Annotated in this window: 25 protein-coding genes and 3 pseudogenes; 16 read left to right on the top strand and 12 right to left on the bottom strand. The window is 59.3% G+C overall.

Annotated features, from left to right (window positions below; genetic code table 11):
- Positions 1–25: 25 nt before the first annotated feature.
- The 3 genes from GKZ67_RS04630 to GKZ67_RS04620 form a co-directional block, all read right to left on the bottom strand.
- Positions 26–1,912 (bottom strand): M1 family metallopeptidase, encoded by a 1,887-nt coding sequence (locus GKZ67_RS04630; RefSeq protein ID WP_173241344.1) that lies wholly within the window; start codon positions 1,910–1,912, stop codon positions 26–28.
- Between the two features lie 140 nt (positions 1,913–2,052).
- Entirely contained in the window at positions 2,053–3,831 is a 1,779-nt protein-coding gene (gene sppA, locus GKZ67_RS04625; RefSeq protein WP_173241343.1) for a signal peptide peptidase SppA, read from the bottom strand.
- A gap of 204 nt (positions 3,832–4,035) precedes the next feature.
- Positions 4,036–5,328, bottom strand: coding sequence for a replication-associated recombination protein A (locus tag GKZ67_RS04620; protein WP_173241342.1), 1,293 nt, complete (start codon positions 5,326–5,328; stop codon positions 4,036–4,038).
- A 108-nt stretch (positions 5,329–5,436) separates the two neighbouring features.
- Between GKZ67_RS04620 and GKZ67_RS23030 the strand changes: the two genes are divergently transcribed.
- The 7 genes from GKZ67_RS23030 to GKZ67_RS04595 all read left to right on the top strand — a co-directional run bounded on the left by GKZ67_RS23030 (position 5,437) and on the right by GKZ67_RS04595 (position 10,118).
- Positions 5,437–5,862 carry a DMT family transporter gene (locus tag GKZ67_RS23030; RefSeq protein ID WP_254245061.1) on the top strand — a complete coding sequence of 142 codons (426 nt, stop codon included), beginning with the start codon at positions 5,437–5,439 and terminating at the stop codon, positions 5,860–5,862.
- Positions 5,817–6,362, top strand: coding sequence for a DMT family transporter (locus GKZ67_RS23025; protein ID WP_254245060.1), 546 nt, complete (start codon positions 5,817–5,819; stop codon positions 6,360–6,362). Before GKZ67_RS23030 ends, GKZ67_RS23025 begins: the two co-directional genes overlap by 46 nt.
- A gap of 76 nt (positions 6,363–6,438) precedes the next feature.
- Positions 6,439–6,846, top strand: coding sequence for an SDR family oxidoreductase (locus GKZ67_RS24385; protein WP_317172239.1), 408 nt, complete (start codon positions 6,439–6,441; stop codon positions 6,844–6,846).
- Entirely contained in the window at positions 6,807–7,154 is a 348-nt protein-coding gene (locus tag GKZ67_RS24380) for an SDR family NAD(P)-dependent oxidoreductase (protein ID WP_317172238.1), read from the top strand. The genes GKZ67_RS24385 and GKZ67_RS24380 overlap by 40 nt, the downstream gene beginning before the upstream one ends.
- A 58-nt stretch (positions 7,155–7,212) precedes the next feature.
- Positions 7,213–7,845 carry a TetR family transcriptional regulator C-terminal domain-containing protein gene (locus GKZ67_RS04605; RefSeq protein WP_173241341.1) on the top strand — a complete coding sequence of 211 codons (633 nt, stop codon included), beginning with the start codon at positions 7,213–7,215 and terminating at the stop codon, positions 7,843–7,845.
- Positions 7,846–7,849: 4 nt separating this feature from the next.
- Positions 7,850–9,160, top strand: coding sequence for an ABC1 kinase family protein (locus tag GKZ67_RS04600; protein ID WP_173241340.1), 1,311 nt, complete (start codon positions 7,850–7,852; stop codon positions 9,158–9,160).
- Positions 9,161–9,251: 91 nt separating this feature from the next.
- Entirely contained in the window at positions 9,252–10,118 is an 867-nt protein-coding gene (locus tag GKZ67_RS04595) for a dienelactone hydrolase family protein (RefSeq protein WP_173241339.1), read from the top strand.
- A gap of 399 nt (positions 10,119–10,517) precedes the next feature.
- On the opposite strand, the gene GKZ67_RS04590 is transcribed toward GKZ67_RS04595, so the two are convergent.
- The 5 genes and pseudogenes from GKZ67_RS04590 to GKZ67_RS04570 all read right to left on the bottom strand — a co-directional run bounded on the left by GKZ67_RS04590 (position 10,518) and on the right by GKZ67_RS04570 (position 13,701).
- On the bottom strand, positions 10,518–11,324 hold the full coding sequence (locus GKZ67_RS04590) for a hypothetical protein (protein ID WP_173241338.1): 807 nt from the start codon (positions 11,322–11,324) through the stop codon (positions 10,518–10,520).
- Between the two features lie 285 nt (positions 11,325–11,609).
- Entirely contained in the window at positions 11,610–11,792 is a 183-nt protein-coding gene (locus GKZ67_RS23020; protein ID WP_254245059.1) for a hypothetical protein, read from the bottom strand.
- Positions 11,793–11,918: 126 nt separating this feature from the next.
- A pseudogene (locus GKZ67_RS04580) lies at positions 11,919–12,778 on the bottom strand (alpha/beta hydrolase); the annotation flags it as partial.
- Between the two features lie 222 nt (positions 12,779–13,000).
- The gene (locus tag GKZ67_RS04575; RefSeq protein WP_173241336.1) at positions 13,001–13,432 is read right to left on the bottom strand and encodes a hypothetical protein; all 432 of its coding nucleotides are present in this window, start codon (positions 13,430–13,432) and stop codon (positions 13,001–13,003) included.
- The gene (locus tag GKZ67_RS04570; RefSeq protein WP_173241335.1) at positions 13,417–13,701 is read right to left on the bottom strand and encodes a hypothetical protein; all 285 of its coding nucleotides are present in this window, start codon (positions 13,699–13,701) and stop codon (positions 13,417–13,419) included. The genes GKZ67_RS04575 and GKZ67_RS04570 overlap by 16 nt, the downstream gene beginning before the upstream one ends.
- A gap of 751 nt (positions 13,702–14,452) precedes the next feature.
- Between GKZ67_RS04570 and GKZ67_RS22435 the strand changes: the two genes are divergently transcribed.
- From GKZ67_RS22435 to GKZ67_RS04550, 8 genes and pseudogenes are all read left to right on the top strand, one after another.
- Positions 14,453–14,734, top strand: a complete 282-nt coding sequence (locus tag GKZ67_RS22435; RefSeq protein WP_217278681.1) for a carboxypeptidase-like regulatory domain-containing protein — start codon at positions 14,453–14,455, stop codon at positions 14,732–14,734.
- Positions 14,659–15,096, top strand: a complete 438-nt coding sequence (locus GKZ67_RS22430; protein WP_217278733.1) for a TonB-dependent receptor plug domain-containing protein — start codon at positions 14,659–14,661, stop codon at positions 15,094–15,096. The genes GKZ67_RS22435 and GKZ67_RS22430 overlap by 76 nt, the downstream gene beginning before the upstream one ends.
- On the top strand, positions 15,084–16,616 hold the full coding sequence (locus tag GKZ67_RS22425; protein ID WP_217278734.1) for a TonB-dependent receptor plug domain-containing protein: 1,533 nt from the start codon (positions 15,084–15,086) through the stop codon (positions 16,614–16,616). Before GKZ67_RS22430 ends, GKZ67_RS22425 begins: the two co-directional genes overlap by 13 nt.
- A pseudogene (locus GKZ67_RS22420) lies at positions 16,607–17,539 on the top strand (SusC/RagA family protein); the annotation flags it as partial. The gene GKZ67_RS22425 and the pseudogene GKZ67_RS22420, both read left to right, overlap by 10 nt.
- Positions 17,540–17,553: 14 nt before the next feature.
- Positions 17,554–18,207 carry a hypothetical protein gene (locus GKZ67_RS24370; RefSeq protein ID WP_317172237.1) on the top strand — a complete coding sequence of 218 codons (654 nt, stop codon included), beginning with the start codon at positions 17,554–17,556 and terminating at the stop codon, positions 18,205–18,207.
- Positions 18,180–19,157 carry a RagB/SusD family nutrient uptake outer membrane protein gene (locus tag GKZ67_RS24365; RefSeq protein ID WP_317172236.1) on the top strand — a complete coding sequence of 326 codons (978 nt, stop codon included), beginning with the start codon at positions 18,180–18,182 and terminating at the stop codon, positions 19,155–19,157. Before GKZ67_RS24370 ends, GKZ67_RS24365 begins: the two co-directional genes overlap by 28 nt.
- 76 nt (positions 19,158–19,233) lie before the next feature.
- A complete protein-coding gene (locus GKZ67_RS04555; protein WP_173241334.1) occupies positions 19,234–20,028 on the top strand; it encodes a SusE domain-containing protein in 795 nt (264 codons plus the stop codon).
- Positions 20,029–20,187: 159 nt separating this feature from the next.
- Positions 20,188–20,643: a hypothetical protein gene (locus tag GKZ67_RS04550; protein WP_173241333.1), complete on the top strand. Its 456-nt coding sequence runs from the start codon at positions 20,188–20,190 to the stop codon at positions 20,641–20,643.
- Positions 20,644–20,796: 153 nt separating this feature from the next.
- Here the strand turns inward: GKZ67_RS04550 and GKZ67_RS04545 are convergent, their stop codons facing one another.
- The 3 genes and pseudogenes from GKZ67_RS04545 to GKZ67_RS04535 all read right to left on the bottom strand — a co-directional run bounded on the left by GKZ67_RS04545 (position 20,797) and on the right by GKZ67_RS04535 (position 24,068).
- A complete protein-coding gene (locus GKZ67_RS04545; RefSeq protein WP_173241332.1) occupies positions 20,797–22,074 on the bottom strand; it encodes a zinc dependent phospholipase C family protein in 1,278 nt (425 codons plus the stop codon).
- Between the two features lie 55 nt (positions 22,075–22,129).
- Positions 22,130–23,259, bottom strand: a pseudogene (locus GKZ67_RS04540) (CaiB/BaiF CoA transferase family protein).
- A 68-nt stretch (positions 23,260–23,327) separates the two neighbouring features.
- Positions 23,328–24,068: a class I SAM-dependent methyltransferase gene (locus GKZ67_RS04535; RefSeq protein WP_173241331.1), complete on the bottom strand. Its 741-nt coding sequence runs from the start codon at positions 24,066–24,068 to the stop codon at positions 23,328–23,330.
- A 173-nt stretch (positions 24,069–24,241) separates the two neighbouring features.
- Here GKZ67_RS04535 and GKZ67_RS04530 point away from each other — a divergent pair, with 173 nt between their 5' ends.
- Entirely contained in the window at positions 24,242–25,846 is a 1,605-nt protein-coding gene (locus GKZ67_RS04530; protein ID WP_173246446.1) for a DEAD/DEAH box helicase, read from the top strand.
- 85 nt (positions 25,847–25,931) lie between these two features.
- Here the strand turns inward: GKZ67_RS04530 and GKZ67_RS04525 are convergent, their stop codons facing one another.
- Complete coding sequence (locus GKZ67_RS04525) at positions 25,932–26,750, bottom strand: SDR family oxidoreductase (protein ID WP_173241330.1); 819 nt, start codon at positions 26,748–26,750, stop codon at positions 25,932–25,934.
- Between the last annotated feature and the right edge of the window lie 82 nt (positions 26,751–26,832).

Raw genomic sequence — 26,832 nt, 5'->3', positions numbered from 1 at the left:
AGAGCATCAGGCTCATCTACAAACCTTACTGCACGGCTATCCGGTCGTTGCTCGTGTCGGCATCGAGGTAGAGGCCGTGGTCGAAGGCTACGGTCTGCACGGCTTTGCCGGCCGGAACCGTGATAGTAGTCTGCTGCTGATTGGCGCGCCAGATTTCAGGCGAGCGGTGCAGGGTCTCGGTGCTGCCATCGGCGTAGCTTACCTTCAGGTCGACGGGCACCGTGAAGCCGCCCACATTCTGAATGGTGATGACCGTGCCCTGGGTTGTCTTTTCAGCTTTGGTAAGTGCCAGGTCGATGTAGCCGTTGGTGAAAAACCAGTTGTTGAAAAACCAGCTTAAATCCTGGCCCGCAGCACTGCTCATCGAGTTGAAATAATCCCACGGAATGGGGTGCTTGCCGTGCCAGCGGTTCATGTACTCATGCAGGCATTTCTTAAACAGCTCACCGCCGAGCAAATCTTTCAGCGCCAGGTAGCTGAGCGAGGCTTTCACGTAGGAGTTGTTGCCGTAGCCGGCCTTCAGCTCGCTGCTGGGCGTAATGGTGGGCAGGTCTTCGGCGGTGCTGGGGTCGTGAATCCAGCGGTTTACGCGAAATTTTCTATATAAGTCGTCGGCTTCGGCCCCGCGCTCGGTGCGCCCGATGAGCAGCTCAAACGTGGTGGCCCAGCCTTCATCCATGAAGGCGTAGCGGCTCTCGTTGATGCCCATGTAAAACGGGAAGTAAGTGTGCGCGATTTCGTGGTCCTGCACAAACTGCCCGAATTTCTCATCCTTCTGCGGGCTATCGTTTACCATCATCGGGTATTCCATGTCGGCGAAGCCCTGGAAAGCCGTCATTTTCGGAAACGGGTAAGGCACGCCGGGCCAGTTGCGCGAAAACCAGCCCAGCGCGTTCTGCCCATACTTTACTGAAGAATGGAAGTCGGCCGTAGAGTCGGCAAAAGCGGCCTGCATGCTGGCCCGGCGCTTGGTAGCCGGGTCGACAATCACGCTGGCGGCATCCCACACGTAGTGGTCGCTGAGGCCCAGCGTTACATCGGAAATATCGTTGGCCTTCCACACCCAGGTATTGAAGGGCTGCTGCGCGGTGATGTCCTTCTTGGCAAGGTCGGCAGCGGTGGCTACGTGAATCACTGCCTCGCTGGTCATCGATTTTTCCAGCCGCTTGGCGTAGGTGGGCTGCAACACCTGCTTTGGGTTCTGGAGCGTGCCGGTGGCCCACACGAGGTAGTTGGCCGGCACCCGCACTCGTAGAGTGTAGTTATTGAAGTCGTTGTAAAACTCCTTGCTGTCCACGAAGGGCAGCCGGTCCCAGCCGTTGTAGTCGTCATACACCGCCACGCGCGGGTAGAAATAGGCCAGGAAGTACGTCGTTTTGTCAATCATACCCTCGCGCCCGCTTTCCAGCGAAATGGGAAAGTGCCAGGCAAACGAGAGGCGCACCGAGTCGTGGGGCATGAGCGGGCGGGGCAGCGCAATCGTCTGGGCCGTGGCCTGGCCCCGCCCGTTGTAAGGCCGCGCCTGCCCGCCCACGGCAAACGAGTCGATGGATACACCTTCGGTCAGGTAAGCCGGCGAGGCATCGCCGTCGCGCGACACGCCAGGCTGGTGAATGTTCTGAATCAGCCGGATAACCAGACTTTTGAGCGTATCCGGGCTGTTATTAAAATAGGTTATTCGCTCGCGGCCTTTAATGTCGCGGGCGGGCGGCGCGGCCTGCACCGTAATATCGTAGCGGGCCGTATTCTGCCAGTACCGGGGGCCGGGCCGCCCGTCGGCGGCGCGGGTGCCTTTGGCAAAGGCCCGCTTGATGTCGCGGGGCTGGTAGAGGGTGGTCTGGGCGATGGCCGTCTGGCCGAGGCCAGCCAGCAGCAGGGTGCCAAAGGCAGCTTGGCAGAAAAGGTGTTTCATGGGCATAGATTACAAAAGAACGTCATGCTGAGCTTGCTGAAGCATCTCTACCGCTTCGTTAGGTTAGTGACCCTAGCGGCGTGGTAGAGATGCTTCGACAAGCTCAGCATGACATTCTTTTTTTATAAACAATGAGCTAACTACTTTATTTCCAGCTCGTAGGGCAGGCGAGCCTGCACGCCCCGCATCTGCATGAGCTGCTGGTACTGGCGCACGGCCGGGTAGAGCGGGCCCAGCTTGGCTTGCAGCAGGCGGGCTTCGGCGGCAGCCTGGTCGTCGTCATTGTCGCTCATAAAGCGGCTGAAGAACTTCTCCACGCCCGATTTCTGGCGCGGCAGGCGCTGCACCTGGTAGTCGTCGGCCTTGAGATGGGCGCGGGCGGCGGCAATGCGCAGGGCATCCTCATACGAGCCCAGCACATCGACGAGGCCGATTTTCTTGCCTTCGGTGCCGCTCCACACCCGGCCCGAGGCAATGCGGCGCAGGCGCTCGACGGGCATGTGGCGGCCCAGCGCAGCTTTGCTGGTGAAGTCGGCATAGATGGTATTGACTTCCAGCTGCAACTGCTGCTTCTCGTAGGGTGAGAGGGCGCGGGTGATGGTGGGCAGGTCGGAGAATTTGCCGGTGGTCACGCGGTCCACGGTAATGCCGAGCTTGTCGGCCAGCAGGGGCTGAATGTTGGGCAGCACCCCAAACACGCCGATACTGCCCGTAATGGTATTAGGGTGGGCCACAATGGTATCGCAGGCCATGCTGATGTAGTAGCCGCCTGAGGCCGCCACATCGCTCATGCTGGCAATAATGGGCTTTACCTTTTTGGTCAGCAGCACTTCGCGGTAAATAATATCAGAAGCCAGCGACGAGCCGCCGGGCGAGTTCACGCGCAGCACCACGGCCTTCACCTTATCGTCGAGCCGCGCCTTGCGGATAGCTTCGGCAAACTTGTCGCTGCCGATGTTGTCGTCGGTGCCCTTACCGGTCACAATATCGCCTTCGGCATATATTACCGCAATGCGGTTGCCGCTGGTTTTACCTTCTTTTTCATCGGTCCGGCTGGCATCCTGGTAGTCGCTCAGGCTCACGAGGCCGGGCTTTTTATCGGCTTTGAGGCCCAGCTTACTGCGCAGATAATCCTGCACCTGGTCGAAGTAGCCAAGCCGGGTTACCAGGTGCAGCCGCAGAGCATCCTGGGCATTGTGTACCAGCATCGAGTCGGAGATAACGTGCAGGCGGGCCACCGGAATCTTGCGGCTTTCGGCCACCTGTCCAATCATGTGGTCGTTGAGCGAGTTGAGGTACGATACCGTTTGGTAGCGGGCCGAGTCAGAGAAATTTTCGCGGAAAAACGGCTCTACGGCACTCTTAAACGAGCCTACCCGGAAAATATAGGGCTCGATGCCGGCCTTGTCGAACAGCCGCTTATAAAACATCACCTCCGAGCTCAGGCCATTGAACTCGAGCGTGCCCTGCGGGTGCAGGTAAATCTCGTCGGCCACCGACGACAGGTAGTAGCTTTTCTCGGACGAAATCTCGTGGTAGGCCACAATGAACTTGCCCGATTTCTTGAAGTCGAGCAGCGCGTCGCGCACTTCTTCGAGCGAGGCCATACCGCCCTGCACCAGCTCCAGGTCGAGCAGAATGCCCTTGATATCGTCGTCGGCTTTGGCGCGGCGGATAGCGCCTTTCAGTCCTACCAAGCCGATGGTGGAGCCATTACCGCCAAAAAGGTCGGCCGCCTGCCGGCGCTCCGAAATGGGCTTGTCGAGCTTCAGCTCCAGCACCGAGTTGCTGGCCACCGACTTCTCGGCGCTGCTGCGCCCGATGGCCGCTACTATGCCGGCCAGCAGCACAAAGCCCAGCACCGAAAACAGCACCAGCCCCACTAAGGTAGCCAGCACAAACTTGAAGAATTGTCTCATATAAAATCGTGGGTTTTGTAGCTTGCGCGGCGCTTGCAGAAGTAGACAGTGCGCATAAGCTTTTGAAAACGCGCAGCAAGATACACGCCGCAATAGGGCATCACCACCTCCAGGAACTGTATCGCGCCTGCTAACCCTGCATTACGGAGGCAGCAGCTTACTACCACGTTGGCTCAATCTGCAAACGCTACCAGGCTGGGCGGGTCAATAGTCATATTTCTCCTGCCACCAGCTGCGCAGGCGCTCCCTTATTTTTTGCTCGGCGGGGTTATCGCCAGGGTCGTAGTAGCGGGTACCGCTGAGCGCGTCGGGCATAAACTCCTGGTAGGTAAAATTTCCCTCCCCGTTGTGCGAGTACTGGTACGCTTTTCCGTAGCCCAGCTCCTTCAGCAGCTTGGTAGGCGCGTTGCGCAGGGGCACTGGCACGGGGTGCACGCCTGCGGCCCGCACCTGGGCCTGCGCCGCCCGAATAGCCGTGTAGGCCGCGTTGCTCTTGGGCGAAGTAGCGAGGTAAATAACCGTTTGCGAAAGAATTAAGTCCGACTCCGGCATCCCGATAACCGTGCAGGCCTGAAAGCAGCTCTGCGCCAGCAGCAGGGCATTGGGGTTGGCATTGCCAATATCTTCAGACGAGAGTATGAGCAGGCGGCGGGCAATAAACTTGACGTCTTCGCCCCCTTCGAGCATCACGGCTAAGTAGTAGAGCGCGGCGTTGGGGTCGGAGCCGCGAATGCTTTTAATGAAGGCTGAGATAACGTCGTAGTGCATTTCGCCGCCCTTGTCGTAGCGGGCCAACGGGCGCTGGGCAGTCTGCTGCACGGCCGCATCGGTGAGCTGCACGCGGCCACTGGCCGCAGGCGGGGTGCTTTGCACTACCAGCTCGAGCAGGCCGAGCAGCTTGCGCGCATCGCCGCCGCTGAGGGCCAGCAGCGCGTGGTCTTCGACCACATCAACCGGAATTTTACTGAGCAGCTCGTCCTCGGCCAGCGCCCGGCGCACTATCTCGCGCAGCGTTTCGGCACTCAGCGCCTCCAGCGTATATACCTGGCAGCGCGAAAGCAGCGCCGGAATTACCTCAAATGACGGGTTTTCGGTAGTGGCCCCGATGAGCGTGACCATGCCATTTTCCACCGCACCCAGCAGCGCATCCTGCTGGGCTTTGCTGAAGCGGTGAATCTCATCAATAAACAGAATAGTGCCCGCCTGCTTTTTAGCGCGGTCGATAACCTCGCGTACGTCTTTCACTCCCGCATTAATGGCCGAAAGCATCGTAAAAGGGCGCTTCAGCTCCTCGGCCAGCAGCAGGGCCAGGGTGGTTTTGCCCACGCCGGGCGGCCCCCACAAGATGAGCGAGGGCAGCCGCCCGGCAGCCAGGTAGCGGCGTAGCACGCCATTCTCGCCGAGCAAATGGGTTTGGCCGGCGTAGTCCTGCAGGCGGTGCGGGCGGCGGCGCTCGGCCAAAGGGGCAAGGTTAGGAGTATCAAAAAGGGAAGCCATCAGCAAACAGTACGGCAGTAGGGCGAACTTTGTAGCTCGTGCCCCTGCCTTGCACTACACTAGTGGAACGGCGCAGGGACGCGAACTACAAAGTTCGCCCTCCTCCTTATGGTTTCTAAGTTTCGCCTGCACACGGCGCTGTTTCTTGTGTCACTCATCTATGCCGGCACCTATAGCCTTGCCAAGGATATTATGCCGCGCTACATGCTGCCGCTGGGCATCGTGACGCTGCGTATTGCCGGGGCCGCACTGTTTTTTGCTTTGGTAAAGCGCCTGGTGGCTCCGCACGACAAGATTATTGGCCGGGCCGATAATCTGCGAGCTATTGCCTGCGGCCTGCTAGGCATTGCCTTCAACCAGCTCTCTTTTTTCGCCGGCCTCAACCTGACTACGCCTATCAACGCCTCGCTGCTGCAAACTATCTCGCCCATTGTAGTGGTGCTGGCTTCGGCAGTACTGCTTAAAGATAAAGTGACACCCCCAAGCTGGTGGGCGTGGCCCTGGGGGCGGTTGGCGCGGCGGCACTTATTCTGAGCCGGCCTTCTAATGGGGCCATGCCGCAGGCGGCCCTGCTGGGCAACTTGTTTCTGCTGGTAAACGCCGCCATTTTCGGTCTTTACCTGGTGCTGGTGGCCCCGCTCATGCGCACCTACCATGCATTCACCGTGCTGGCGCGCATCTTTCTGGTGGGGGCAGTTATTGCGGTGCCCGTAGGATTACCCCAGGCTATTAAAGCCGATTACGGCAGCTTTCCGCTCTATATCTGGGCTGAAATAGGCTATATGGTATTTTTCCTGACTATACTAGCTTACTTATTGAATAACTGGGCCTTGAAGTATGCTACGCCGTCACTGCTGGGTGTGTACATTTACTTACAGCCGGTGCTGGCCGTTCTCATTGCCGTGGCAACCGGCAAGGACACGCTTACCTGGGACAAAGCCTGGCAAGCGGCGCTCATTTTTGTGGGTGTGTGGCTGGTGAGCAAGAAGCCGAAGCCAGTGCCCGTTCAGGCCGAGGTGTCTGCTGCTGGGTAAGCACTGCGAACCTTGGCCGAGCCGGCCGGTTGCTTGCCTGCTGCCTGACTGACAGGCAGCACCTAAGCTGCCATTTATGAATTTTACCGGTAAGAATATTCTCGTCATCGGCGCATCGACTGGCATCGGGCTGGCCACGGCCCGGCAGCTGCACGCCAGCGGTGCCACCCTCTTTACCGCCTCGCGTCAGCTATCGGCCGAGCTGGCGGCGCTAGGCACCTCGCACCTTACCTACGATGCCACGCAGCCCGTGGGCAGCACCTTCGATGGCTTGCCCGAGGTACTGCACGGCCTGGTCTACTGCCCCGGCTCCATCAAGCTGCGCCCGTTTGAGCGCGTGCCCGTTGCCGATTTTCGCAGCGACTTTGAGCTGAATGTACTTGGCGCGGTGCAGGCCCTGCAAGCCACCATCAAGCGGCTGAAAAAAGCCGAAGGTGGGCATCGGTGGTGCTGTTCAGCACGGTGGCCGCGGCCGTGGGCATGAGCTTTCATACCAGCATTACTACCGCGAAGGCTGCCGTAGAGGGCCTGACCCGCGCCCTGGCCGCCGAGTACGCTGCCAGCGGCCTGCGCGTAAACTGCCTCGCTCCCAGCCTCACCGATACGCCCCTGGCGGCCGCCTTGCTCAACACGCCCGAGAAGACTGAAGCTGGCGCCCGGCGCCACCCCCTGCAGCGCGTGGGCCACCCCGACGACCTGGCCAGCCTGGCGGCCTTTCTGCTTTCCGACCAGGCTACGTTCATTACCGGCCAGGTGCTGGCCGTGGATGGCGGTATGGGCAAGCTCAAGTAAGCTGAGTGGGTCTTCCTTCGGCATCGAACCAGGCCTGCGCTGTAGCGGTTATACCGGCATGGAACCCACCACCCTCAAAGCTGCCTACCTCGACTTTGTGCGTCGCCACGGCCACGCGCCCAGAACTGTTTTTGCCTTTGCCGAAACGCAGGGCTTGAGCGAGGCCGAGTTTTATCGCCACTACGCTTCGTTTTCGGTGCTGGACCGCGAAATCTGGGCCGATTTTGGCCGTGATGCGCGGGCCCAGGCCGCGCAGGAGCCGGCCTGGCAGGGCTACGGCAGCCGCGAGAAGATATTAGCCTTTTACTATACGTTGCTTGAGCTCCTTAAGCAGAACCGCAGCTATGCGCTGCTGGCGCTGGGCCGCTCGCAGCGCTGGCGCCCTGCGCTGATTCCCAAAGTGCTAAGCGTATTTGAGCAGGAATTTCTGGTGTTTGTGAATGAGCTGCTGCGCGAGGGCCGCACGACGGGCGAAGTTGCCAGCCGGCCGGTGTTGCAGGATGGCTACGGGCGTATTTTTCTGCGCCAGCTCCAGTTTCTGCTGCTCTATTTCGTGCGCGATGAGTCGGCCAACTTCGAGCGCACCGACGCTGCCGTGGAGAAGGCCGTGACCCTGAGCTTTGACCTGGTAGGGCGCAATACACTCGACTCGGCGCTCGATTTCGGGCGGTTTTTACTGCAAAAAAGCTAGCACTATGGCCGACCAGCCCCAGGACTCACTGCCCACTTCTAAAGTTGCCCGGGCAGCCCGCTTTGCCAAAACTGGTTTTAAAGTCGGGGCTAACTACGTGCAGCACTACGCCAAAAAAGCCGTCGGAGCCGACTCGCCGACTGCCGACCTGCACCAGGCCAATGCCGCTGAGCTCTACGGCACCCTGAGCGAGATGAAAGGCTCGGTGCTGAAAGTGGCCCAGATGCTGGCTATGGAAAAAAACCTGCTGCCGCCAGCCTATGCCGAGCAGTTCCGGCAGGCGCAGTACCAAACGCCGCCACTCTCGGGGCCACTGGTAGTCAAGGCGTTTCGCGATGCGTTTGGGCGCTCGCCCGCCGAAGTTTTCGACGAGTTCGACCCCAATGCCCGGCAGGCGGCCAGCATCGGGCAGGTGCATTTTGCTCGAAAGAATGGCCATGCCCTGGCCGTAAAAGTGCAGTATCCGGGAGTGGGCGCGAGCATCCGCTCCGATATTGCGATGGTAAAGCCCGTGGCGCTGCGCATTATGGGCCTCAAAGAGGAAACCCTGCGCCCTTACCTGGCCGAAGTCGAAGCCCGGCTCCTGGAAGAGACTGACTATAGGCTGGAGCTGAGCCGGGGGCAGGCCATTGCCGCCAAGTGCGGGCACCTGCCGCACCTACAATTTCCGGCCTACTATTCGACGCTTTCGTCGGCCCGCATTCTTACCATGGACTGGCTGCCCGGCCAGCATCTGAAAGAGTTTCTAGCCGATAATCCTACTTCGGCCGTGCGCAACCAACTAGGGCAGGCGCTTTGGGACTTCTACCAGTACCAGCTCCGGGAGTTGCGCCAGCTTCATGCCGACCCGCATCCGGGCAACTTTCTTTTTAGCACTACCAACGGGGGCACGGTGGGCGTGCTCGATTTTGGCTGCGTGAAAGACGTGCCGCCTCTCGAGCAGCAGCAGTTTCTGGCCCTGCTCGACCCGGCCACGCTGGCCGATGAGGCGCGCCTGTCAGCGCTGCTTACGGAAGCCGGCGTGCTGCGCCCGGCCGACTCGCCGGCGCTGCGCGCCCTGTACCTGCGCACCCTCACGCAGTCGCTGGAGCTGGTGGGCCTCCCTTTCCGGCAGGCCACGTTCGACTTCGGCGACCCTGCTTATCTTCAGAGCCTTTATGCGCTCGGCGACGACCTCATGCAGGACAAGGAGCTGCGCCAGCAGCGCGAGCCCCGCGGCTCGGCGCACTTTGTGTACCTGAACCGAACTTACGTCGGGCTGTTTTCGCTGCTTACCGAGCTGGGGGCCGTTGTGTGCACCGGCTACGCAGGATAAGCTGGCGGAGCCGGCCGGCTTCTACCAGCAAAACCTCTGGCTGCTCCTTCGGTTAAGGCTACCAGATTCGTTTCAACCCTTCTTTTCACCCATGAAAAAACTATTTTTACTCATTGCGGCAACGCTCACCTTTGGTAGCACGGCGGCCCAGGCCCAGACTGCTACCGTGCTAAGCTGCTGCGCCCGCCCTGCTGCCGCCAGCGCTACCGAAGCCTTTGCCATGCTGGCTACTGATAAGGATTTTTCGGGCGGCCACGAGGCGCCTCTCCCCTACTCGTATGAGGGAGAAGGAAAAATGATTGAGTTTAAAACCACCGATGGCGGTACCAGCCACGCCTTTGAGATAAAGAGCGCCAAGCCATCCAATAAATTTCTGTTTGTCATCCACGAGTGGTGGGGACTCAACGATTACATCAAGAAGGAGGCCGCTACCTATGCCCAGGAGCTGCCCGGCGTAAACGTTATTGCCCTCGACCTCTACGACGGCCAGGTGGCTACCACGCCCGAAGAAGCCGGCAAATACATGCAAGCAGTAAAAACAGAGCGGGCCACGGCCATCATCAAGGGCGCCCAGCTGTATGCCGGCCCCAAGGCGCAGTTTGCGTCGGTGGGCTGGTGCTTCGGCGGTGGCTGGAGCCTGCAAACGGCCCTGCTCGGCGGCAAGCAAACCGTCGGCTGCGTGATGTATTATGGCATGCCTGAAAAAGACGTGGCCAGGCTTAAAACCCTGAATTCGGATGTATTAGGTTTGTTTGCCGACCAGGATAAGTGGATTAATCCCGAAGTTGTAAAGCAGTTTGAGAAAGACATGGCAACGGCTGGCAAAAAAGTAACCGTTAAGGAATACCCCGCCGACCACGCCTTCGCCAATCCTTCTAACCCGAAGTACAACAAAGAGCTGGCGGCCGACGCCCATCAGAAAGCATTGGCTTACCTGAAAGCCCGCCTGAAAGCATAAGCAATCGCTTCCTGCTTTACCTGACAAAAAAGGACCTGCTTCAGCTGAAGCAGGTCCTTTTTGTTTCTGTTGCTACGCTCCAACCGATAAGCTGTTAGCAAACCCTTTTTAAGATGAGCAGCCAGCAGCGAAGCTGAACGTCAGCATGTCGTTCAGGATTGGTTTTTCCGATTTGCTGAACAGCTTCTTCTTAAAACAACTAGTGAAGCTCTAGCAAAACATAGTAAATCTACAATATTTACGCAACTCGAATAGCCGCGCGGCCAATGCCCGTGGGCGGCCATCGGAAGTAGAGCAGTTCCAGTAAGTAGGCACCCTGTAGAGACGCTTCTTTGCGTCTCGGCGTTGTTTAAACCGCGCAGTTATAGTCGTTCAGCGCCGAGACGCAAAGATGCGTCTCTACAGTAGGCCGCAACCGCTTTCCGCCAGTTGTGCGTGGCCGCCCGTGGCCTGCCGCTGAGCTTTGACCAGCTCTTCGCGCAGCTGCTGGATAACGTCGAGGAGGTCGGCCCAGCTTTCGGCCACAAAATAGGGTCTTGGGCCCACCGCTGTGATGCATGCTTCGGCCGATGCTGGCTGCCCCAGGTAGCGCACTGCATTTGCCAGCGGCTCATACACCGATGGGTTGGCTGCCGCGGCCGCGTGCAGATGGCGGGCCGAAGTAAGCAACGAAACCCCATAAAAATGGGGCCGCCCGCCCGCCGGGGCCAGCAGGCCTTGGTCGAACGTGAGGCGGGTGAAGCGCCGCAGCAGCGCGACGGCCGCCGAGCTGCTGCCAAGCTCCCAGGCGCGGCCCAGCTCGTGCAGCGCCTCAGCGTAGCCAGGCTCCAGCAGCAGCGGCACCCGGCCAAAGAGGTCGGCAAAGAGGTCGGGGCCACCCGGCGGCTGGTCAAACTCGCTGAACGTGCGCAGCCGGGATACTACCGGCAGCTCGCGCCGGGCCAGGGAGGCATAATAGGCAGATTCGGTTACGGGCCTTTCGGCGAGCAGCAGTGTCCAGCCGGTGCGCTGCCGCACCACCTGGCTGATAGGCAGCAGGTTAGGCAATGCATCGCGGCGCAGGCCTAGCTCGGCGAGCGCCCGGCCGAATGCCGGCGGCGCCCAGCGGTGCAGCAGCGCCTGCTGGCGGTCAAACAGCATCTTCCAGACCATGCCGGCAGCGGGCGCGGCAGGGTGGTGAGGGCGGGCGAGCAGGTGCAGTGACATTGCGGTAACGAAAAGGAAATACCAAAAAAAGCCCGACTCCAGAAATCTGGAATCGGGCTGTAAAGCGTTAGCTGAACCGAAGGAGTAAAAGCATTTAGTTGCTAAGTACCCGTGGCAGCCGGCCATGACGCGCGATTCCGAGGCCCGGTTTGGGTCGGCAATTCAGCATCATAATGACCAGTTGTTTGCGATTCATACGGCAGCAAATATACGGGCAGTACTCAAATCTGCAAGGATTTTGTCGATTTCTTAAAACACCGCAACCCGGCAGGCTGAAAAAAGATGCTAGTTGCCCAGCAGCCAGTGGTAAGCTGGGCCAAACTCGCGCCGCCAAAACCATTCGGCGTGCTTGCCATCGACGGGCGCTTTCAGCATAAGGTTAGCTGCTGGCACGCCCCTGGCCAGCAAGGCATTACGGGCTTCTATCATGAGCGGTACCATAGTTTCGCTTTCGGCCGGGCCGGCCACAAAGTAAAAGCGGCTGCTGAGCGGAGCCGGCTGGTGCCGGCGCTCATAGCGCAGCAGCGAATCTTTAGCAAACCAGATGGCCGGCGAGAAAACGCCTATTCGCCCGAATACCTTTGGGTACTTGATGCCTGCGTACAGGGCAATGAGCCCCCCATACTCGAACCCGCAATGGCCGTGTGGGCGGCATCAGGCAGCGTACGGTAGTGGGCATCGATGTAGGGCTTGAGGGTGAGGGCCAGAAAGTTCGTGTACTGGTCGCCTTCCCCGCCTTTTTTATACTCGGCATTCGCCCAGGGCGAATACTCGTCGAGCCGCCGCGCCCCACCATTGTCTACGGCTACTACAATGCAGCCGGCAGCGTGGCGGTCCTGGGTAGCCAGCTGGTTCAGGGTTTCATCAACGCCCCACTCGCCCGAGAAGGAAGTAGCGTCATCAAACACATTCTGGCCGTCTTGCAGGTACAGCACCGGGTAGCGCTGCTGGCGCGAGCCCGCGTAGCCGGGCGGCAGATAGAGCCATACCCGGCGGCCCCGCCCATTTAGCTGGGGCAGCCGAAAAGAATCGGCCAGAATACGCACATTAGCCGCGGCCGTGTGCACCTTGGGCACGGCTGCAGCAACCCCGCCGGGGCGTTGGTCTTGCCAGGTCGCTACCTGGAAAGTAAGCGTAGCCGGGCCGTTGCCAAAAGTAGCCCGCCGGTTCGTCACCGGCTGAAAAGCAGCGTCAGACTCTCCCGTTGCCCAGGAGCCACGGGTAAATTTAAACTCCTGGGGGCCGCGTACCGTGGCAGGCAGCACCAGCTCGTAAGTACCGGTGGGCTGGCGCGTTAGCGCATAGCCGGCTGCGCCGGGCTCCCAGTTATTGAATGAGCCCGCTACATAAAGTGCTTGCCCAGCCGGCGTAGCCGCCGGCACTGACGTAAGCCGGAGCGTGGTTTGCGCTACTGCCCCTGTCCTAGCAGGCTGGTCAGCAGTCCCAGGCCACATATCTTATTTTTACTATATAAAACCCGCATTCTGTTCATCAGCGCACCAAATTTTTCAGTAGTCCCGGTTTTCCGAAGTGAGCGTGCTGAAGCGTAGCGCCTTTTACACCTTGGCAGGAAGTAGGCTGAAAAACGCCAAAGTGGACAGCTTTTCCAGCCTACTCCCTATAGAAGCTGCCTTCAGGCTGGCACAGCGGCCGCGCGTGCGGCGCCGTGGCAGCGGCTACCGAATAATATCGCCGCTGCCGGCCCCGCGCTCCGAGGCATCTATCTTGCGCAAGGTATATATAGCACGAACCGAATCTACCCCAGGCAACCCGTTGACGGCAAAGTCGATGCGGGAGCCCTTTTTCTGGGGGCCGCTCACAAAATGCCGGTAGCCTTCGGCCGACTCGCGCACTACGTACAGCTCGCCGGGGCTGGGAACTTTCAGGCGGGCATACGTGCTGCGGCCATCAGGCGCCGGGCGGCGCTTTTCGCTGTTGGCCAGCAGGCTCACGCCCGCCAGGCGATATTTCTGGGCGTCGGCCGTGGTTCCGGGTGGGTCGTAGTTACCGAGGCCATCAATAAATACTTCGCGGCGGGCTACCAGCTCTTCGAGCGGCACTGTCTTAAGCAAGGGCAGGTTTTTTTCGTCCATCAGCAACTGCTGCACTGCATTGGTGGGGCCGTTTGCTGATAAAAAACCAGCACCGGGTCTTTTATCTTTACCTTATTAATAATGAGCGGCTCTTTCCCATCTTCGGCCGAGTTGTCAATGCGCTTGGCACTTTCAATAGGAGCCGGCGGGGCCGCTACCTTCGATGCCGGCCGGCCCTTGACTGCCGGCTTGCCGGGGGTGGGCCGCCGCGTCTGAGCCGCCGCTGTACCAGCAATACCTAGCGAGAAGAAAATCAGGGCAAAAGCGCAGTGAGATGATTTCATAAACGAATGTGAAAGTAGCCAAAAGTACGTCCGCGACTGCGTAGCAGGCAAGCATCTGCGCGCCAGCTTTCACTTTACCCACTAAATGTTGGGCTGGCGCCTTCAGCGGCTGTTTTGAAACCTAAAACCTGGGCCGGTAGCCCAATTGGCAATAAGCAACGAGTTTTTGTGCCCCGGCAGCAGGCAGCAAGGCGTTTCCCGGCATTTTTTGGCCCCTATATATTGCGCCGTAAACGTGTAGCGCCAGCGGCGGGCAGGGCGGGGCTGACCGGCACTTGCGACCACACTAGCCACCCGGCTGGCAGCATAGCAGGCAAAAATCACTACCACAAAGACAGTTGATTATCATTTAATTACCTTTCATCAGTTATTCGCCTGCTCGCGGTGGCTGCCCGTGCTGGTTTGCAGCCAGGGTGTTTTTTAAATGCAATTAGGCTTTAGGAAAGCAACGGCTCCAAAAGCTGGCTTTGATTTGCCGGATTCCTCAGCCCAAGCCGGTAGCTTTTAGTTGGTTTGTGGCAGAGTCGCCTCTTATCTTGCCGTGGTATCGGTTAATTTTTCACTAATAGTACCTTTTCAATCCGCAATCGATTGCGGGCATTTCACACGTTACCCTTCTTCCCTTTTTGTCGTGGGCAACCGCCCGGGCATCGGCTGTACTTCTTGGTTTTCTGCAACTTGCTCCTGGCCAACGACTGCACCGCGCGCTCAATCTCCAAATTTCACTTTTCCCCACCCGTTTCTACTTTATATGAAACACCCTTACCTGGTGAAACTACGGTTTCTCCTTCTTTTAGTACTTGGCCTGACTGCTTCGCTCGGAGCGTGGGCTCAATCGGGCACCGGCACGGTGAGTGGCCGCGTCACGGATGCCAAAAACGAGGGCCTGCCGGGCGTAACGGTACTGGTTGAAGGTACTTCTATCGGGGCTCTACCAACTCCGACGGTACCTATACCATTTCGGGGATACCAACCGGTGCCCGCACGCTCATTATCTCCTTTGTTGGCTATTCTACGGCGCGCGTACCCGTAACGGTAGCCGCCGGCCAGACGGTAAACGTTGCGGCCCAGTCGCTTAGCGAAAATGCTACCGCGCTGGGTGAGGCAGTAGTAGTAGGCTACGGTACCCAGCGCAAGCAGGATGTAACGGGCTCACTTACGACCGTGACGTCTAAAGACTTCGTGCAGGGCCAGATAACTTCGCCCGAGCAGCTAGTTCAGGGTAAGGTTGCCGGCGTGCAGATTACTACCGATGGCGGTGCTCCCGGCGCTACTACCCAGATTCGTATCCGGGGCGGCTCTTCGCTGAATGCCAGCAACGACCCGCTTATCGTTATTGATGGGGTACCGGTTGATAACCCCCTACCTCCGGACCCGGAGCGCTGGCTGGTGTAGCAAACCCGCTTAGCCTCATCAACCCCAACGACATTGAAAGCTTCACGGTTCTGAAAGATGCTTCGGCGACTGCTATCTACGGCTCGCGCGCTTCGAACGGCGTTATTCTGATTACGACTAAAAAAGGATTGGCCGGCGAGGCATTGACCGTCAATGTCAGTTCCCAGACTTCGGTATCCAAGCGCTACAACTCGCTGCCGGTATTGTCGGCCGACGAGTTTCGTACGGCAGTTAAGAACATAGCGCCCGCCAATGCTCATCTGCTGGGCACGGCTAATACCAACTGGCAGAACGAGATTTTCCGGACCGCTATGACGTATGATAACAACGTCAGCCTGAGCGGCTCTATCGGCAAAAGCATGCCCTTCCGTGCCTCCTTTGGCAACCTCAACCAGGAAGGTATTCTGCTCACTAATAAGCTGATGCGTAATAGCGGCTCGCTCAGCCTGACGCCGGTGCTGCTCGACGACCATTTGCGTATCACGCTGAATGTGAAGGGCTCGGTAACCGACAATAACTTCGCTAACACCGGTGCGATTGGCTCGGCTGCAGTATTTGACCCTACGCAGCCCGTTTACACCGGCAGTTCGGCTTACGGCGGCTACTACCAGTATGTACAGGACCCCACTAATCCGAACAGCGCTCCTCAGCAGCTGGCCCCGAAAAATCCGGTAGCGTCGCTGCTAATGACCCGCGACCGCAGCACGGTACTGCGCAGCATAGGCAATGTGCAGCTGGACTATAAGCTGCACTTCCTCCCTGACCTGCACGCCAACCTGAACCTGGGCTACGATATCACCCACAGCACCGGAGCTAAAAACCAGAGCACGGCTCTGGCTGATGACTACTTCAACGTACCCTACGACCCGACTAACACCGTCAATCGTGGAGGCTCTTATACCCTTTACCAGCAGGACCGCCACAACAAGCTGCTCGAATTTTACCTGAACTACTCCAAGCAGATTGGCGACCACCACATTGAAATACTGGGTGGCTATTCCTACCAAGACTTCCTCACTACTTCGCCGGCTTTTGCCAGCTACCTAGGTCAGGACGGCAACTACAACGCAGCGGGTTTGCCGCAGCTGATTGTACAGTCGCCTGCTGCTCCTAATCCCTACCGCTCGGAATATTTAATTCTTTCGTATTACGGCCGTATTAATTATAACTACAAGGACCGCTACCTGCTGACTGGTACCCTGCGTAATGACCAATCGTCGCGCTTCCCCGGCCAGAAGCCCTTGTTCCCGGCCGGCTCGTTTGCTTGGCGCATCAAGGGCGAAGACTTCCTGAAGGATAATACGACCATTTCAGAACTGAAGCTGCGCCTTGGCTATGGTCGTACCGGCCAGCAGGATGTATTCGGCATCGCCGGTGACTATCCTACTATTCAGCGCTATGTGCACAACAACCAGCAGGCCCAGTACCTGTTCAATGGCATTCCTTACGACCCGTACTCTCCCAGGGTTTCAACCAAAACCTCAAGTGGGAGACCACTGATACCTATAATGCCGGCCTAGATATGGGCTTCCTCGACGGCCGCCTGACGGCCTCGGTTGATGCTTACTACCGTAGAACGAATGGCCTGATTAGCGGCATATTCCTGCCCGCTGGCACCAACTTCACCAACTACTATACCTTCAACATCGGCTCGCTCGAAAATAAGGGGGTTGAAGTAAACGTCAACATTAACCCGGTTCGCACGACTGACTTCCGTTGGGATATCAACCTGAACGGTACTTACAACCAAAGCAAGATTCTGTCGCTGGGGCCACAGCTGCCCGGCTTCACGGGTATTGAAACCAACGGCATAGCCGGCGGCACCGGCACCAACATCGGTATTTATGCCGTTGGCCACGCCGCTTCGGCCTTCTACGTAGCCAAGCAGGTGTATGACACCAACGGTAAGCCGCTGGCTGATGTGTACGCCGACCTGAACGGTGACGGTAAAATCGACACCAACGACCGCTACATCTACAAGCAGGCGGCCCCGCCCGTGCTGCTGGGCTTTAGCTCCAACATGACGTACAAGCGCGTGAACCTGGCCTTCACCCTGCGTGCCAACATCGGTAATTACGTATACAACAACATCCAGTCGCAGAACGGTAGCTACTACAACATTACCGGCTCGACCAACTACCTGTACAACTTCACTACCGACACGAATTTCACGCAGTTTCCCAACGCCAACGGCGTGAACCATTACTCATCGGATTACTACATCCAGAACGCCTCCTTCCTACGTATGCAGAATGCCACACTCGGCTATAATGTAGGTAAAGTCTTCAACGGCAAAGGGAACCTCAGCTTGAACTTTGCTGTTCAGAACGTGTTTCTGATTACGAAGTACACCGGCCTGGACCCGGAGATTCCGAGCGGGGTTGACAACAACACGTACCCCCGCCCGCGCACCTTCACTTTTGGTTTGAACCTGGGCATCTAAGCCTTCTATCTGTCATGAAAAATACTTTTATTCGCAGCGCCAAGGTTCTATCCATTGCCGCCTCGGCCCTCGTGCTGGCTCCCTCCTGCACCAAGGACCTCAATCAGCTGCCTACCTACGACCTGACTTCCAACCAGGTGTATAAGGACGCGGCCAGCTACAAAAGCCAGATGGCTAAGGTTTACGCGGGCTTTGCCCTCACGGGCTCGCAAGGACCGGCTGGCAACCCCGACATCAAGGGCATCGACGAAGGCACTTCCGACTACATCCGCCAGTACTGGAGTGCCCAGGAGCTTACTACCGACGAAGGAGTTATTGCCTGGGGTGACCCCGGCGTGCAGGATTGGCACAACATGAACTGGAGCTCCAGCGGGGTGCTCATCCGGGGCCTTTACAGCCGCCTGCTGTATCAGGTAACCATCTGCAATAGCTACTTGCAACAGTCGACCGATGCTATGCTCGCCTCGCGCGGCATTTCTACCACCGATGCTACCAGCATCGCGGCTTATCGCGCCGAAGTACGCTTCCTGCGGGCGCTATCGTACTACCACGCCATGGACCTGTACGGCAATATTCCGTTCACCACGGAGAATGACGTAATTGGTACCACTACCCTCCCCCCCGCATTACGCGCGCCGACTTGTTTAAGTACATCGAGTCGGAGCTGAAGGCAATTGACGGCTCGCTGATATCGGCACGCAAAAACGAATACGGCCGTGCCGACCAGGGTGCCGCCTGGGCCCTATTAGCCAAGATGTATCTTAACGCCCAGGTGTATACCGGCACCCCGCGCTACGCGGATGCCGCTACTTATGCCAAAAAGGTTATCGATGCCGGTTACACCCTGATGCCTAAGTACGGCAACCTCTTTCTGGCCGACAACGACAAAAACAACCCGGAAGTCATTTTCCCCATCGTTTTTGACGGTAAGTTTACCCAGAGCTACGGCGGCACCACTTTCCTGACCCACGCAGCCGTATCGGGCACGGCCGATGCCAACTGGAACCCGGCCTATTACGGCCTCGGTGGCGGCTGGGGCGGCACGCGTGCCACGTCGGCCCTGTTTCAGCAGTTTCCGGATACTGCCGCCGACTCGCGCGGCCGGTTCCACACCCGCGGCCAGACGCTGGATATCCCGGCGCTCACCAACTTCCAATATGGCTATGTGCCCATCAAGTTCCGCAATGTGACTTCAACCGGCGCGCCCGGCTCCGACAACACATTTGTAGATACTGATTATCCGATGTTCCGCCTGGCCGACATGTACCTCACGTATGCGGAAGCAGCGGTACGGGGCGGCGGCGACCTGGGCCTTGCCCTGACTTACGTAAATGCAGTGCGCACCAGGGCATACAGTGGCTCTACCAGCGGCAACATAGCCTCCGGCGACCTCACGCTCGACTTCCTGCTGGCCGAGCGCTCGCGGGAGTTGTACTGGGAAGCAACCCGCCGCACCGACCTCATTCGCTTCGGCCGCTTTACCAGTGCCTCTTACCTGTGGCCGTGGAAAGGTGGCGTAGCCGCCGGCCGGGGTGTTGCAGACACGTACAATCTGTTCCCGATACCTTCTTCGGATTTGAGCATTAACACCAATCTCCAGCAAAACCCTGGTTATTAAGTTATTATAATTTTGAAGGAGGGGCGTTAGCTTCTGGCACCCCTCCTTTTTTACATCTCTTATATTCCCACCACCCATGAAAAAATCCCTTACCCAAGCGCTGGGGTTTTGCGCAGCGCTACTAGTAACCCTGGCAGCTTGCAAAAAGGATGAGGTTAGAGCCGTTTTGCAGCCAGGGGCTAGCCCGACACTCACTTCTTCCGGCAACTCCTTTGTGCTGACGCAGAATAACAGCGCCAACCGGGCTGTTATCTATACCTGGACGCCCGTTACCTTTGGGTATCCGGCAGTTGTTGACTACAGCCTGCAGTTTGACGTCAAAGGTGGCGACTTCAGCAAGCCTTACGTAATTGACGCTGGCGCCAAGCTGGCCGATACGCTGAGCGTATCCGATTTGAATGCGGCTTTCCAGAGCAAAGGCCTGGTAAGCACCAGCGGTACGCCTACCCCGGCTCAAATGGATGTGCGGGTAATCGCCTCCGTGGGACCGGCTGCTCCATCGGTTAACTCAGTAGCTACTACGTTTACCGCTACGCCTTATTCCTTTTGCGCCCAGCCAGCTAAAAGCCAGTCCTGGTCTATTATCGGCCCCGGCGGCGTAGACTGGAACACCGACGTGCCGATGACGTACAACTGCCTGTCGAAAACCTTTACCTACTCCGGCCAGATGAACGCCGGTGACTTTAAGTTCCGCTACGGAGCCGACTGGACGGCCAACCTCGGCGGTGCCTCCAGCACGGGTGGCCCGCTTACCCAGGATGGCCCGAACCTGACTATTACGAAGGCTGGTAGCTATACCATTGTGCTGACCCCTGGTCCGCTTGACCCCGCCACTAAAAAGTCAACCGGCGGCAGCTTTACTATTAAGTAAGCTCTTTAATCACCTGCTGATAGTTGAAAAAGCCGCTGCTTGTCAGCGGCTTTTTTCATGCCCTATGGTTTGCGGCACCAAAATAGCTGAAACTGTAGCAGGTTCGGCGGCGTTCTTACCTTTCCGCGCTGCTTACCCCACTTATATTATTCTTTTACTATGTTTAAATCACTAGTTTTGCTGACTGCTATGGGGGCTGCCCTCAGCAGTGCCCGGCCCGCGGCGGCGCAGGTAGCGTCGGCTGCAGCAAGGCCTGCTTCGACCCCAACCGGGGCCGCGCCCACCAGCGTAGAGGCAAGGGCCGAAGCCCTCACCACTAATATGACCCAGGCCCTGGCCCTCACACCCGCTCAGGTGGAGAAAGTACGAGCCATCAACCTGACGGCCGTACGCAGTGTGGAGACGGCCCGCGTGCGCTACCGCCAGGACCCTGCTAAGCTCAAAGGCTACATCGACGACATTGGCCTGGCCCGGCTCGACCGCCTGAAGGATGTCCTTACCTCGGTGCAGTTTGCGCGCTACCAGCAAAAACGCGAGGAAAAAATGGGTATTCCTACTATTCGCGGCAACCAGGGCAATCCTCCACCCGGCCTGCCTAGCCGCGGCGACGAATAGCGGACGGGCTGCCGGCTTTTGGCCGGCTGTCCGCTTTTTGCAGAAACGGCTGGCGCGAACGACGAGCGGACAGCCGGCCAAGAGCCGGCAGCCCGCACCAACCGAGCTGTTCTCGGACTTGGGAAACCGCGCCAATATGCCGCCTCTGGCAGGCTACAGCTTCAGCGACTGCAGTTTGGTCAGGGCGGCTTCGGTTTGCTGGCGCTTGTCTTTTTCCTGCTCCTCTTTATCGAGCGGCTGCTGCGCGGAGTCGCTAAAGAAGGTTAGAATATTTTTCTGCATTGGAGCCGATACCTCTTTAAAATTATTTTTGGCGAGTTCCCGTACCCATTCGCCGTAGGTGCGGTCGGCTAAGCTATACTCACCCAATTTGGTTGGGTGACCGGTATCGAAGTCGGTGTTGGGCAAAGCGGGCACCTGCGTAGCAACGGCGGTTTGCTCCCCCAAAAACTTGCAGTATGTAATGACTGTCTGGCGGAAGCTGGCTCGAAATACGGCCTGCGCCTCCGGGGAAGGGGCGACAAATTTCAGGCTTTTCAGCTTGCCAACTTTGGGAATAATCCGAATGATGCCGGCTACTATCCTGGCGCCGAAATGCGGACGCTCGTAGGTAGTGCCATATTCCTGCTCATACTTCGCCTTGCTTTGCTTATATACGTAGTCGCGGCGCCGAATCCGGCCGTTGACCTGGCGTAGCGCGTGGCGATTAGCCCGCCAGGCCGCACGGCTGGCCAGCGGAATGAGGTTGCGCACCGCAAAGCGGTAGGAGCCCAGGGCCAGGTCGACGTTGAAGATTACCTGCTTCAATTCCAGGCCATAGGTACGGGCAAAGGCCCGTTCGAGCGCCTCTTTACTTACCTTGAAGCCAATAAAATCGTGATAAGCAGCCGAACGGTACTTGCCGGCGGCCAGCTGCGTTACGTCGAAGGCAAACTCCGCGCGGCCGTGGGCAGTAGGGTTCTGCTCGTAGGTAACGACCGGGCCGTACTTTTCCTTTAGCTCCGGAAACAGCATGGGCACCGCTTTATTGATACCCATCTCATGCCCATATATATCGGCGGCATAATGGGCCAGCGCGCCCAGGGCAAAAGCGTATTCGTTGCGGTCGTGGGCCTCGAGGAGCAGGTTTTTGACGAAATCGCCCGAGCGCACGTAGTGGGCCAGGTTGGTAAAGAGCGCCGAGCCGAAGGGATAATAGCCCATATCCTGGATAATAGAGCCACCGTAGGCGTAGGCTTTGGCCTCGCGCAGCTCATCGGGCGTAGCGCCGGGAAAGCGGCGCTCCAGGGCTGGCTTCAGGCACGGGGCCCAGCAGGAGTCGATATTAGCCTGGTGGCTGAGAACGGAGTATGCGCGCGCCGGCAGCAAAGCCAGCAGCAGCAGGCCCAACAGCAGCACCCCTATCACACGCGGTACAAATACAGATTTCATGCAACAGTAAAACTGCCTCAACGGCAAAGGCTAGCCGGGTGTTGCACCGCCGAGCTTACGCTGAACCAGCCCCCAGCACTGGCGGCACGCTAAGCGCCGCTACCACTGGCCAGGCCGAGCTGCGAAAAGCCACCGTACGCACCCCCGCATAGGGAAAATGCGCCGGCCCCGGCGCTAATAGCATCGCCTGGGCTGCCTCTTGGCTCAGGGTTTCGCCTACCGAGCGCACGGCCCCGGCTGGCACGCCCAGCCGGGCCAGCTCATGCAGCAGCGCCGTGCCATTTAGCTCGGCAATGCGCACTAGCAGCAGCTCTTCGAGTGCCGTGCGGTGGCGTACCCGCGCCGGGTTGGTGCTAAAGCGCGGCTCATTGGCCCAATGGGGGCGCATCAGCACCAGGCACAGCTGCCGAAACTGCGCATCGGTGCCCACAGCCAGCACCAGGCGCTGGCCATCGGCGGCGCGGTATACGGTGCCGTAGGGCACAATGCCGGGGTGGCCCGAGCCCAGCGGCACCGGGTCGTGGCCGGTTACCAGCCAGGTAGCGCCCTGGTTGGCCAGCGAGGCCAGCGCACTATCCAGCAGGCTTACCTCCATGAGCGCCCCCGGCCGGTTTTCTCGCGCTGGTAAAGCGCTGTCAGAATACCCTCTTTGAGCTGGTGGGCGGCCAGCAGGTCGATGAGTGCCACCGGCATTTTCTGGGGCGGGTCGGCTGGGCTGGCCGCGTTCAGGTGCATGAAGCCGGTTTCGGCCTGGAGCACGGCGTCGTAGCCCACGCGCGGGCTGGCCGGCCCATAGCCCGTGAGGTGGGCGTAGATGAGCCGCGGATTGGCGGCCGCCAGCGCGGCGTACGTGAGTCCGAATTTTTCGGCGTCGCCGGGCTTGTAGCTGGCAATAAGCACATCGGCCGCCGCCGCCAGCCGGTGCAGCTCGGCCTGCGCGGCGGGCTGCGTGAGGTCGAGCACTATGGATGTTTTGCCCCAGTTAGATGCCGCAAAATAAGCCGATACCGAGCTATCTGGGTCGTCGCCGGGCGTGCGCCAGCTCCGGGTCACGTCGCCGGCAGGCGGCTCTACTTTTAGCACATCGGCCCCCAGCTCGGCAAAAAACTGGCCTACCTGCGGGCCGGCCAGCACAGCAGCCAGCTCCAGCACGCGCAAGCCGGCAAAGGGTAAGTTGGCGGACATCTTTTAGTTGGTTAATTCCGCTGGCTACATCGCTGAGCAGCCTACCGGCATTACATATTAACAAAAATCTATATTACCCCTGCCCGCGCAAACACCTGAAAAACTACCTCACGCTCGCCTTCGCCCCATAGCTGGGTTAGCTCATCGGCCACCAGCAGCACGGCATCGGCCCCGGCATGCTGCCGGGCGTAGTTGGCCACCGCCGACCACGTGCGCAGGTAGTCGAGGTACCAGGCCGCCGACCACTGCCGCCGCACCGGAAAATGCGCCTTACGCACCCGCGCAAACGGAAAAGGCAGCCGCGCATACTCGTCCAGCACGTGCCAGCGGTTGGCATCCCAGTACGGCCCAATGGTTTCGTCGTGAAAGCGCCGGATGAGGGCGTCCAGCGCCGGCTCGCCGGTCTGGCCCAGGCCGTATCCCCACTCGGCCAGCACGGTACCCGGCCCGGCCACGCGGCGCACCTCGCGGTGGTAGGCCTCCTGGTCGAACCAATGCACGGCCTGTGCCACGGTAATGAGGTCGAAGTGGTCGTCGGGAAAAGGCGTATGCTCAGCCGTGGCTACCTGGTAGTGTATATTCGGCCGCTCGGTGGCCTCGGCCAGCTGGCTGGCACTGAGGTCGGTAGCCTCGACATCGCGAAAGTACCGGGCCAGCACCACGGCCACCTGGCCGTTGCCGGTGGCGCAGTCCCAGGCGCACAGGCGGTTGGGTACCTGCGGCAAAAGCCAGTCGTATAGTTCGGCCGGATAGTCAATGCGGTAGCGGGCGTACTGCGCGGCTTGAGTGGAAAATCGGTCGAGGGACATGCCCGCGAAGGTAGCCGCCAGCCGGGCACTTATCTGGCTTACCTTTGTTCTAAATCAAGCGGTTTGCTGACCAGGAAGCAGAAGGTCAGCCCCTTTTATTCACTTCATTCGCTGAACCTTTGACTTTTCACGATTTCAACCTCCACGACGACCTGCTGGCCGGCGTGGACGCCATGAACTACCTCAACGCCACGCCCATTCAGGAGCAGGCGATTCCGAAAATCCTGGCCGGTAAAGACCTGATTGCCTGCGCCCAGACTGGCACCGGCAAAACCGCCGCCTACCTGGTGCCGCTGCTCGACAAGATTTCGCACGCCGGCCACGGTACTACCTCGACCCTAGTGCTGGTGCCCACCCGCGAGCTGGCTACCCAGATTGACGAGCAGGTAACCGGCTTTGGCTACTTCGTAGAAGCCTCATCCATTGCCATTTATGGCGGCGGCAAGTCGGAGAACTGGGAGCAGCAGAAGCGTGCCCTAACTTCGGGAGCTGATATTATCGTGGCTACGCCCGGCCGCCTCATCGCTCATATGCAGCTGGGCTACGTCAAGTTTGATGACCTGAAATACCTGGTGCTCGACGAGGCCGATAAGATGTTGGACATGGGCTTTGCCGATGACATCCTAAATATTGTGCGCCAGCTGCCCAAGCAGCGCCAGACGCTGCTGTTTTCGGCCACCATGCCGAGCAAAATCCGTGACTTCTCGCAGCAGATTCTGCACGAGCCCGACGAGGTGCGCCTGGCCGTGAGCAAGCCCGCCGCCGGCATCAACCAGCAGTTTTACATGACCTTCGACCACCAGAAGCTGCCCGTGCTGGAACACCTCATCAAGGCCCAGGATGTGCAGAGCATGGTGCTCTTTACCAGCAAGAAAGCGGCGGTTGCCGGCATCGTGCGCTCGCTCAATAAGCTGGGCTACCCGGCCCAGGGCATCAGCTCGGACCGCACCCAGGAAGAGCGGGAAGACACCATGCGCGCCTTTAAGAATAAGCAATTTCCTATATTAGTTGCCACCGATGTGGTGAGCCGGGGCATCGATATCGACTCGCTGAGCCACGTCGTGAACTTCGACGTGCCGCGCGCGGCCGAGGACTATGTGCACCGCATTGGCCGCACGGCCCGCGCGGCCACTACCGGCACGGCCATTACGTTTATCGCCGACCAGGACCAGGACCGCATCATCAAAATTGAGAAGCTCATTGAGCGCGAGATTGAGAAGCAAGCCATTACGGAAGCCCTCGGCTACGGCCCGGCGCCCGAGTTTGACCCCAAGCGCTTTAGCGGCCTGCGGGGCAAAACCGGCCCGCGCGAAGGCGGCCGGGGTGGCGAGCGAGGGCCGCGCCGCGAGGGTGAGCGGGGGCCGCGGCCTGAAGGTGGTGGCCCGCGTGGTGGCGGCCGCGACCGGGGTCCCCGCCGCGAGGGCAATGACAAAAATGACCCGCAGCGGGCCGAGCGCCTGGCCAGTGCCACTGCTCGCCTGGCGGCTATCGACGCGGGCGAGCGCCCGGTGGGAGCCTATGTAGCTCCTGCTCGTGAAAGCCGGCCGCCCCGTGAGCCCCGCCCTGAAGGAGAAGCCCACCGCCCTCCGCGGCCGCCCCGCACCCCGCGCCCCGAGGGCGAAGCACCCCGCCCACCCCGCGCCGAAGGGGAAGGAGCCGAAGGCCAGCGCCGCCGTAAGCGTGGTGGCCGCAACCGCGGCAAAGGCCCCCGCAGCACGGGCGAAGCCTCTGGCGCTACGACCGAAACGCCAACGGCGCCTTCATCGGCTGCCGAATAGCCACGTTGGCGCCATAAGCAAAGCCTTCGCTCATGCTTGCTTTATCAGCCGCATGGGCGAAGGCTTTGCTTATGGCGCCGTCTTTTTACACCCCGAAATTTTGCTGAATCATTCTCATAAAATCGGCTTCGGCCATCTGGGCCTTTGCCCCCAATAACCCCTGGGCATCGGCCCCGGCAATGTAGCGAAGCTGCGATTTACCGTCGGTGGCAGCCTCGTAGATAACGGCGGCAATCTGCTCGGGCTGCGAGGCGGCTCCGCCGCGGCTGCCAAAGGCGTCGAGCACGGCACGCATCTGCCCGGCGTAGGGGTTGGCTTGGTCAGCGGGGTCGGCAGTCATCTGCAGGGAGCGGCCGGCAAAGTCGGTAGCCACGCCGCCCGGCGCTACTACTTTCACCTGAATTCCGAAGGGAGCGAGCTCGTACCAGAGCGACTCCGAAAAGCCATCGAGCCCGAACTTGGTAGCGTGATAAAGTGAATTCATGGGAAAAGCAGTACGCCCGCCCACCGAAGTAATAGTAATGATAGTGCCTGCCTGCTGCGCCCGCATGGCCGGCAGCACCGCCTGCGTCACGGCAAATACGCCAAACATATTGGTGGCAAACTGCTGCTGAATTTGGGCTTCAGTCGCGGTTTCGAAAGGCCCCACGAGGCCATAGCCAGCATTGTTGACAAGCACATCGAGGCGGCCAAAATCGTGCTGGGCCTGCGCTACTGCCTGCTTCACGGAAGCCGCATTAGTTACGTCGAGCGCATATACCCGCACGCCGGCCAGGCCCTCAAACTTAGCATCGGCGGGGTTGCGCATAGTAGCTGCTACCTGCCAGCCATGCGCAGCGAAAAGCCGAACGGCGGACGCGCCGATGCCGGTTGAAGTGCCGGTAATAAAAACTGTCTGAGCCATAAGAAAGGAAGACTTGGGAAAGTGCTCCTCTGCCAGACGCAGCAGCAGCTGGTTTACTTTACCCGGCTAGTACTTCGGCTGC

This window comes from Hymenobacter sp. BRD67 (assembly GCF_013256425.1).
GTDB lineage: Bacteria > Bacteroidota > Bacteroidia > Cytophagales > Hymenobacteraceae > Hymenobacter.
The sequence above is the reverse complement of the archived record's forward strand: the minus strand, read 5'-3'. Positions and strand labels throughout refer to the sequence as shown.

Excerpts from the sequence above, each read along its gene's own strand:
- GKZ67_RS04630 (WP_173241344.1), bottom strand. The coding sequence starts at position 1,912 with ATGAAACACCTTTTCTGCCAAGCTGCCTTTGGCACCCTGCTGCTGGCT.
- sppA (WP_173241343.1), bottom strand. The coding sequence starts at position 3,831 with ATGAGACAATTCTTCAAGTTTGTGCTGGCTACCTTAGTGGGGCTGGTG.
- GKZ67_RS04620 (WP_173241342.1), bottom strand. The coding sequence starts at position 5,328 with ATGGCTTCCCTTTTTGATACTCCTAACCTTGCCCCTTTGGCCGAGCGC.
- GKZ67_RS23030 (WP_254245061.1), top strand. The coding sequence starts at position 5,437 with ATGGTTTCTAAGTTTCGCCTGCACACGGCGCTGTTTCTTGTGTCACTC.
- GKZ67_RS24385 (WP_317172239.1), top strand. The coding sequence starts at position 6,439 with ATGAATTTTACCGGTAAGAATATTCTCGTCATCGGCGCATCGACTGGC.
- GKZ67_RS04605 (WP_173241341.1), top strand. The coding sequence starts at position 7,213 with ATGGAACCCACCACCCTCAAAGCTGCCTACCTCGACTTTGTGCGTCGC.
- GKZ67_RS04600 (WP_173241340.1), top strand. The coding sequence starts at position 7,850 with ATGGCCGACCAGCCCCAGGACTCACTGCCCACTTCTAAAGTTGCCCGG.
- GKZ67_RS04595 (WP_173241339.1), top strand. The coding sequence starts at position 9,252 with ATGAAAAAACTATTTTTACTCATTGCGGCAACGCTCACCTTTGGTAGC.
- GKZ67_RS04590 (WP_173241338.1), bottom strand. The coding sequence starts at position 11,324 with ATGTCACTGCACCTGCTCGCCCGCCCTCACCACCCTGCCGCGCCCGCT.
- GKZ67_RS04570 (WP_173241335.1), bottom strand. The coding sequence starts at position 13,701 with ATGAAATCATCTCACTGCGCTTTTGCCCTGATTTTCTTCTCGCTAGGT.
- GKZ67_RS22435 (WP_217278681.1), top strand. The coding sequence starts at position 14,453 with ATGAAACACCCTTACCTGGTGAAACTACGGTTTCTCCTTCTTTTAGTA.
- GKZ67_RS24370 (WP_317172237.1), top strand. The coding sequence starts at position 17,554 with ATGAAAAATACTTTTATTCGCAGCGCCAAGGTTCTATCCATTGCCGCC.
- GKZ67_RS04555 (WP_173241334.1), top strand. The coding sequence starts at position 19,234 with ATGAAAAAATCCCTTACCCAAGCGCTGGGGTTTTGCGCAGCGCTACTA.
- GKZ67_RS04550 (WP_173241333.1), top strand. The coding sequence starts at position 20,188 with ATGTTTAAATCACTAGTTTTGCTGACTGCTATGGGGGCTGCCCTCAGC.
- GKZ67_RS04545 (WP_173241332.1), bottom strand. The coding sequence starts at position 22,074 with ATGAAATCTGTATTTGTACCGCGTGTGATAGGGGTGCTGCTGTTGGGC.
- GKZ67_RS04535 (WP_173241331.1), bottom strand. The coding sequence starts at position 24,068 with ATGTCCCTCGACCGATTTTCCACTCAAGCCGCGCAGTACGCCCGCTAC.
- GKZ67_RS04530 (WP_173246446.1), top strand. The coding sequence starts at position 24,242 with ATGAACTACCTCAACGCCACGCCCATTCAGGAGCAGGCGATTCCGAAA.
- GKZ67_RS04525 (WP_173241330.1), bottom strand. The coding sequence starts at position 26,750 with ATGGCTCAGACAGTTTTTATTACCGGCACTTCAACCGGCATCGGCGCG.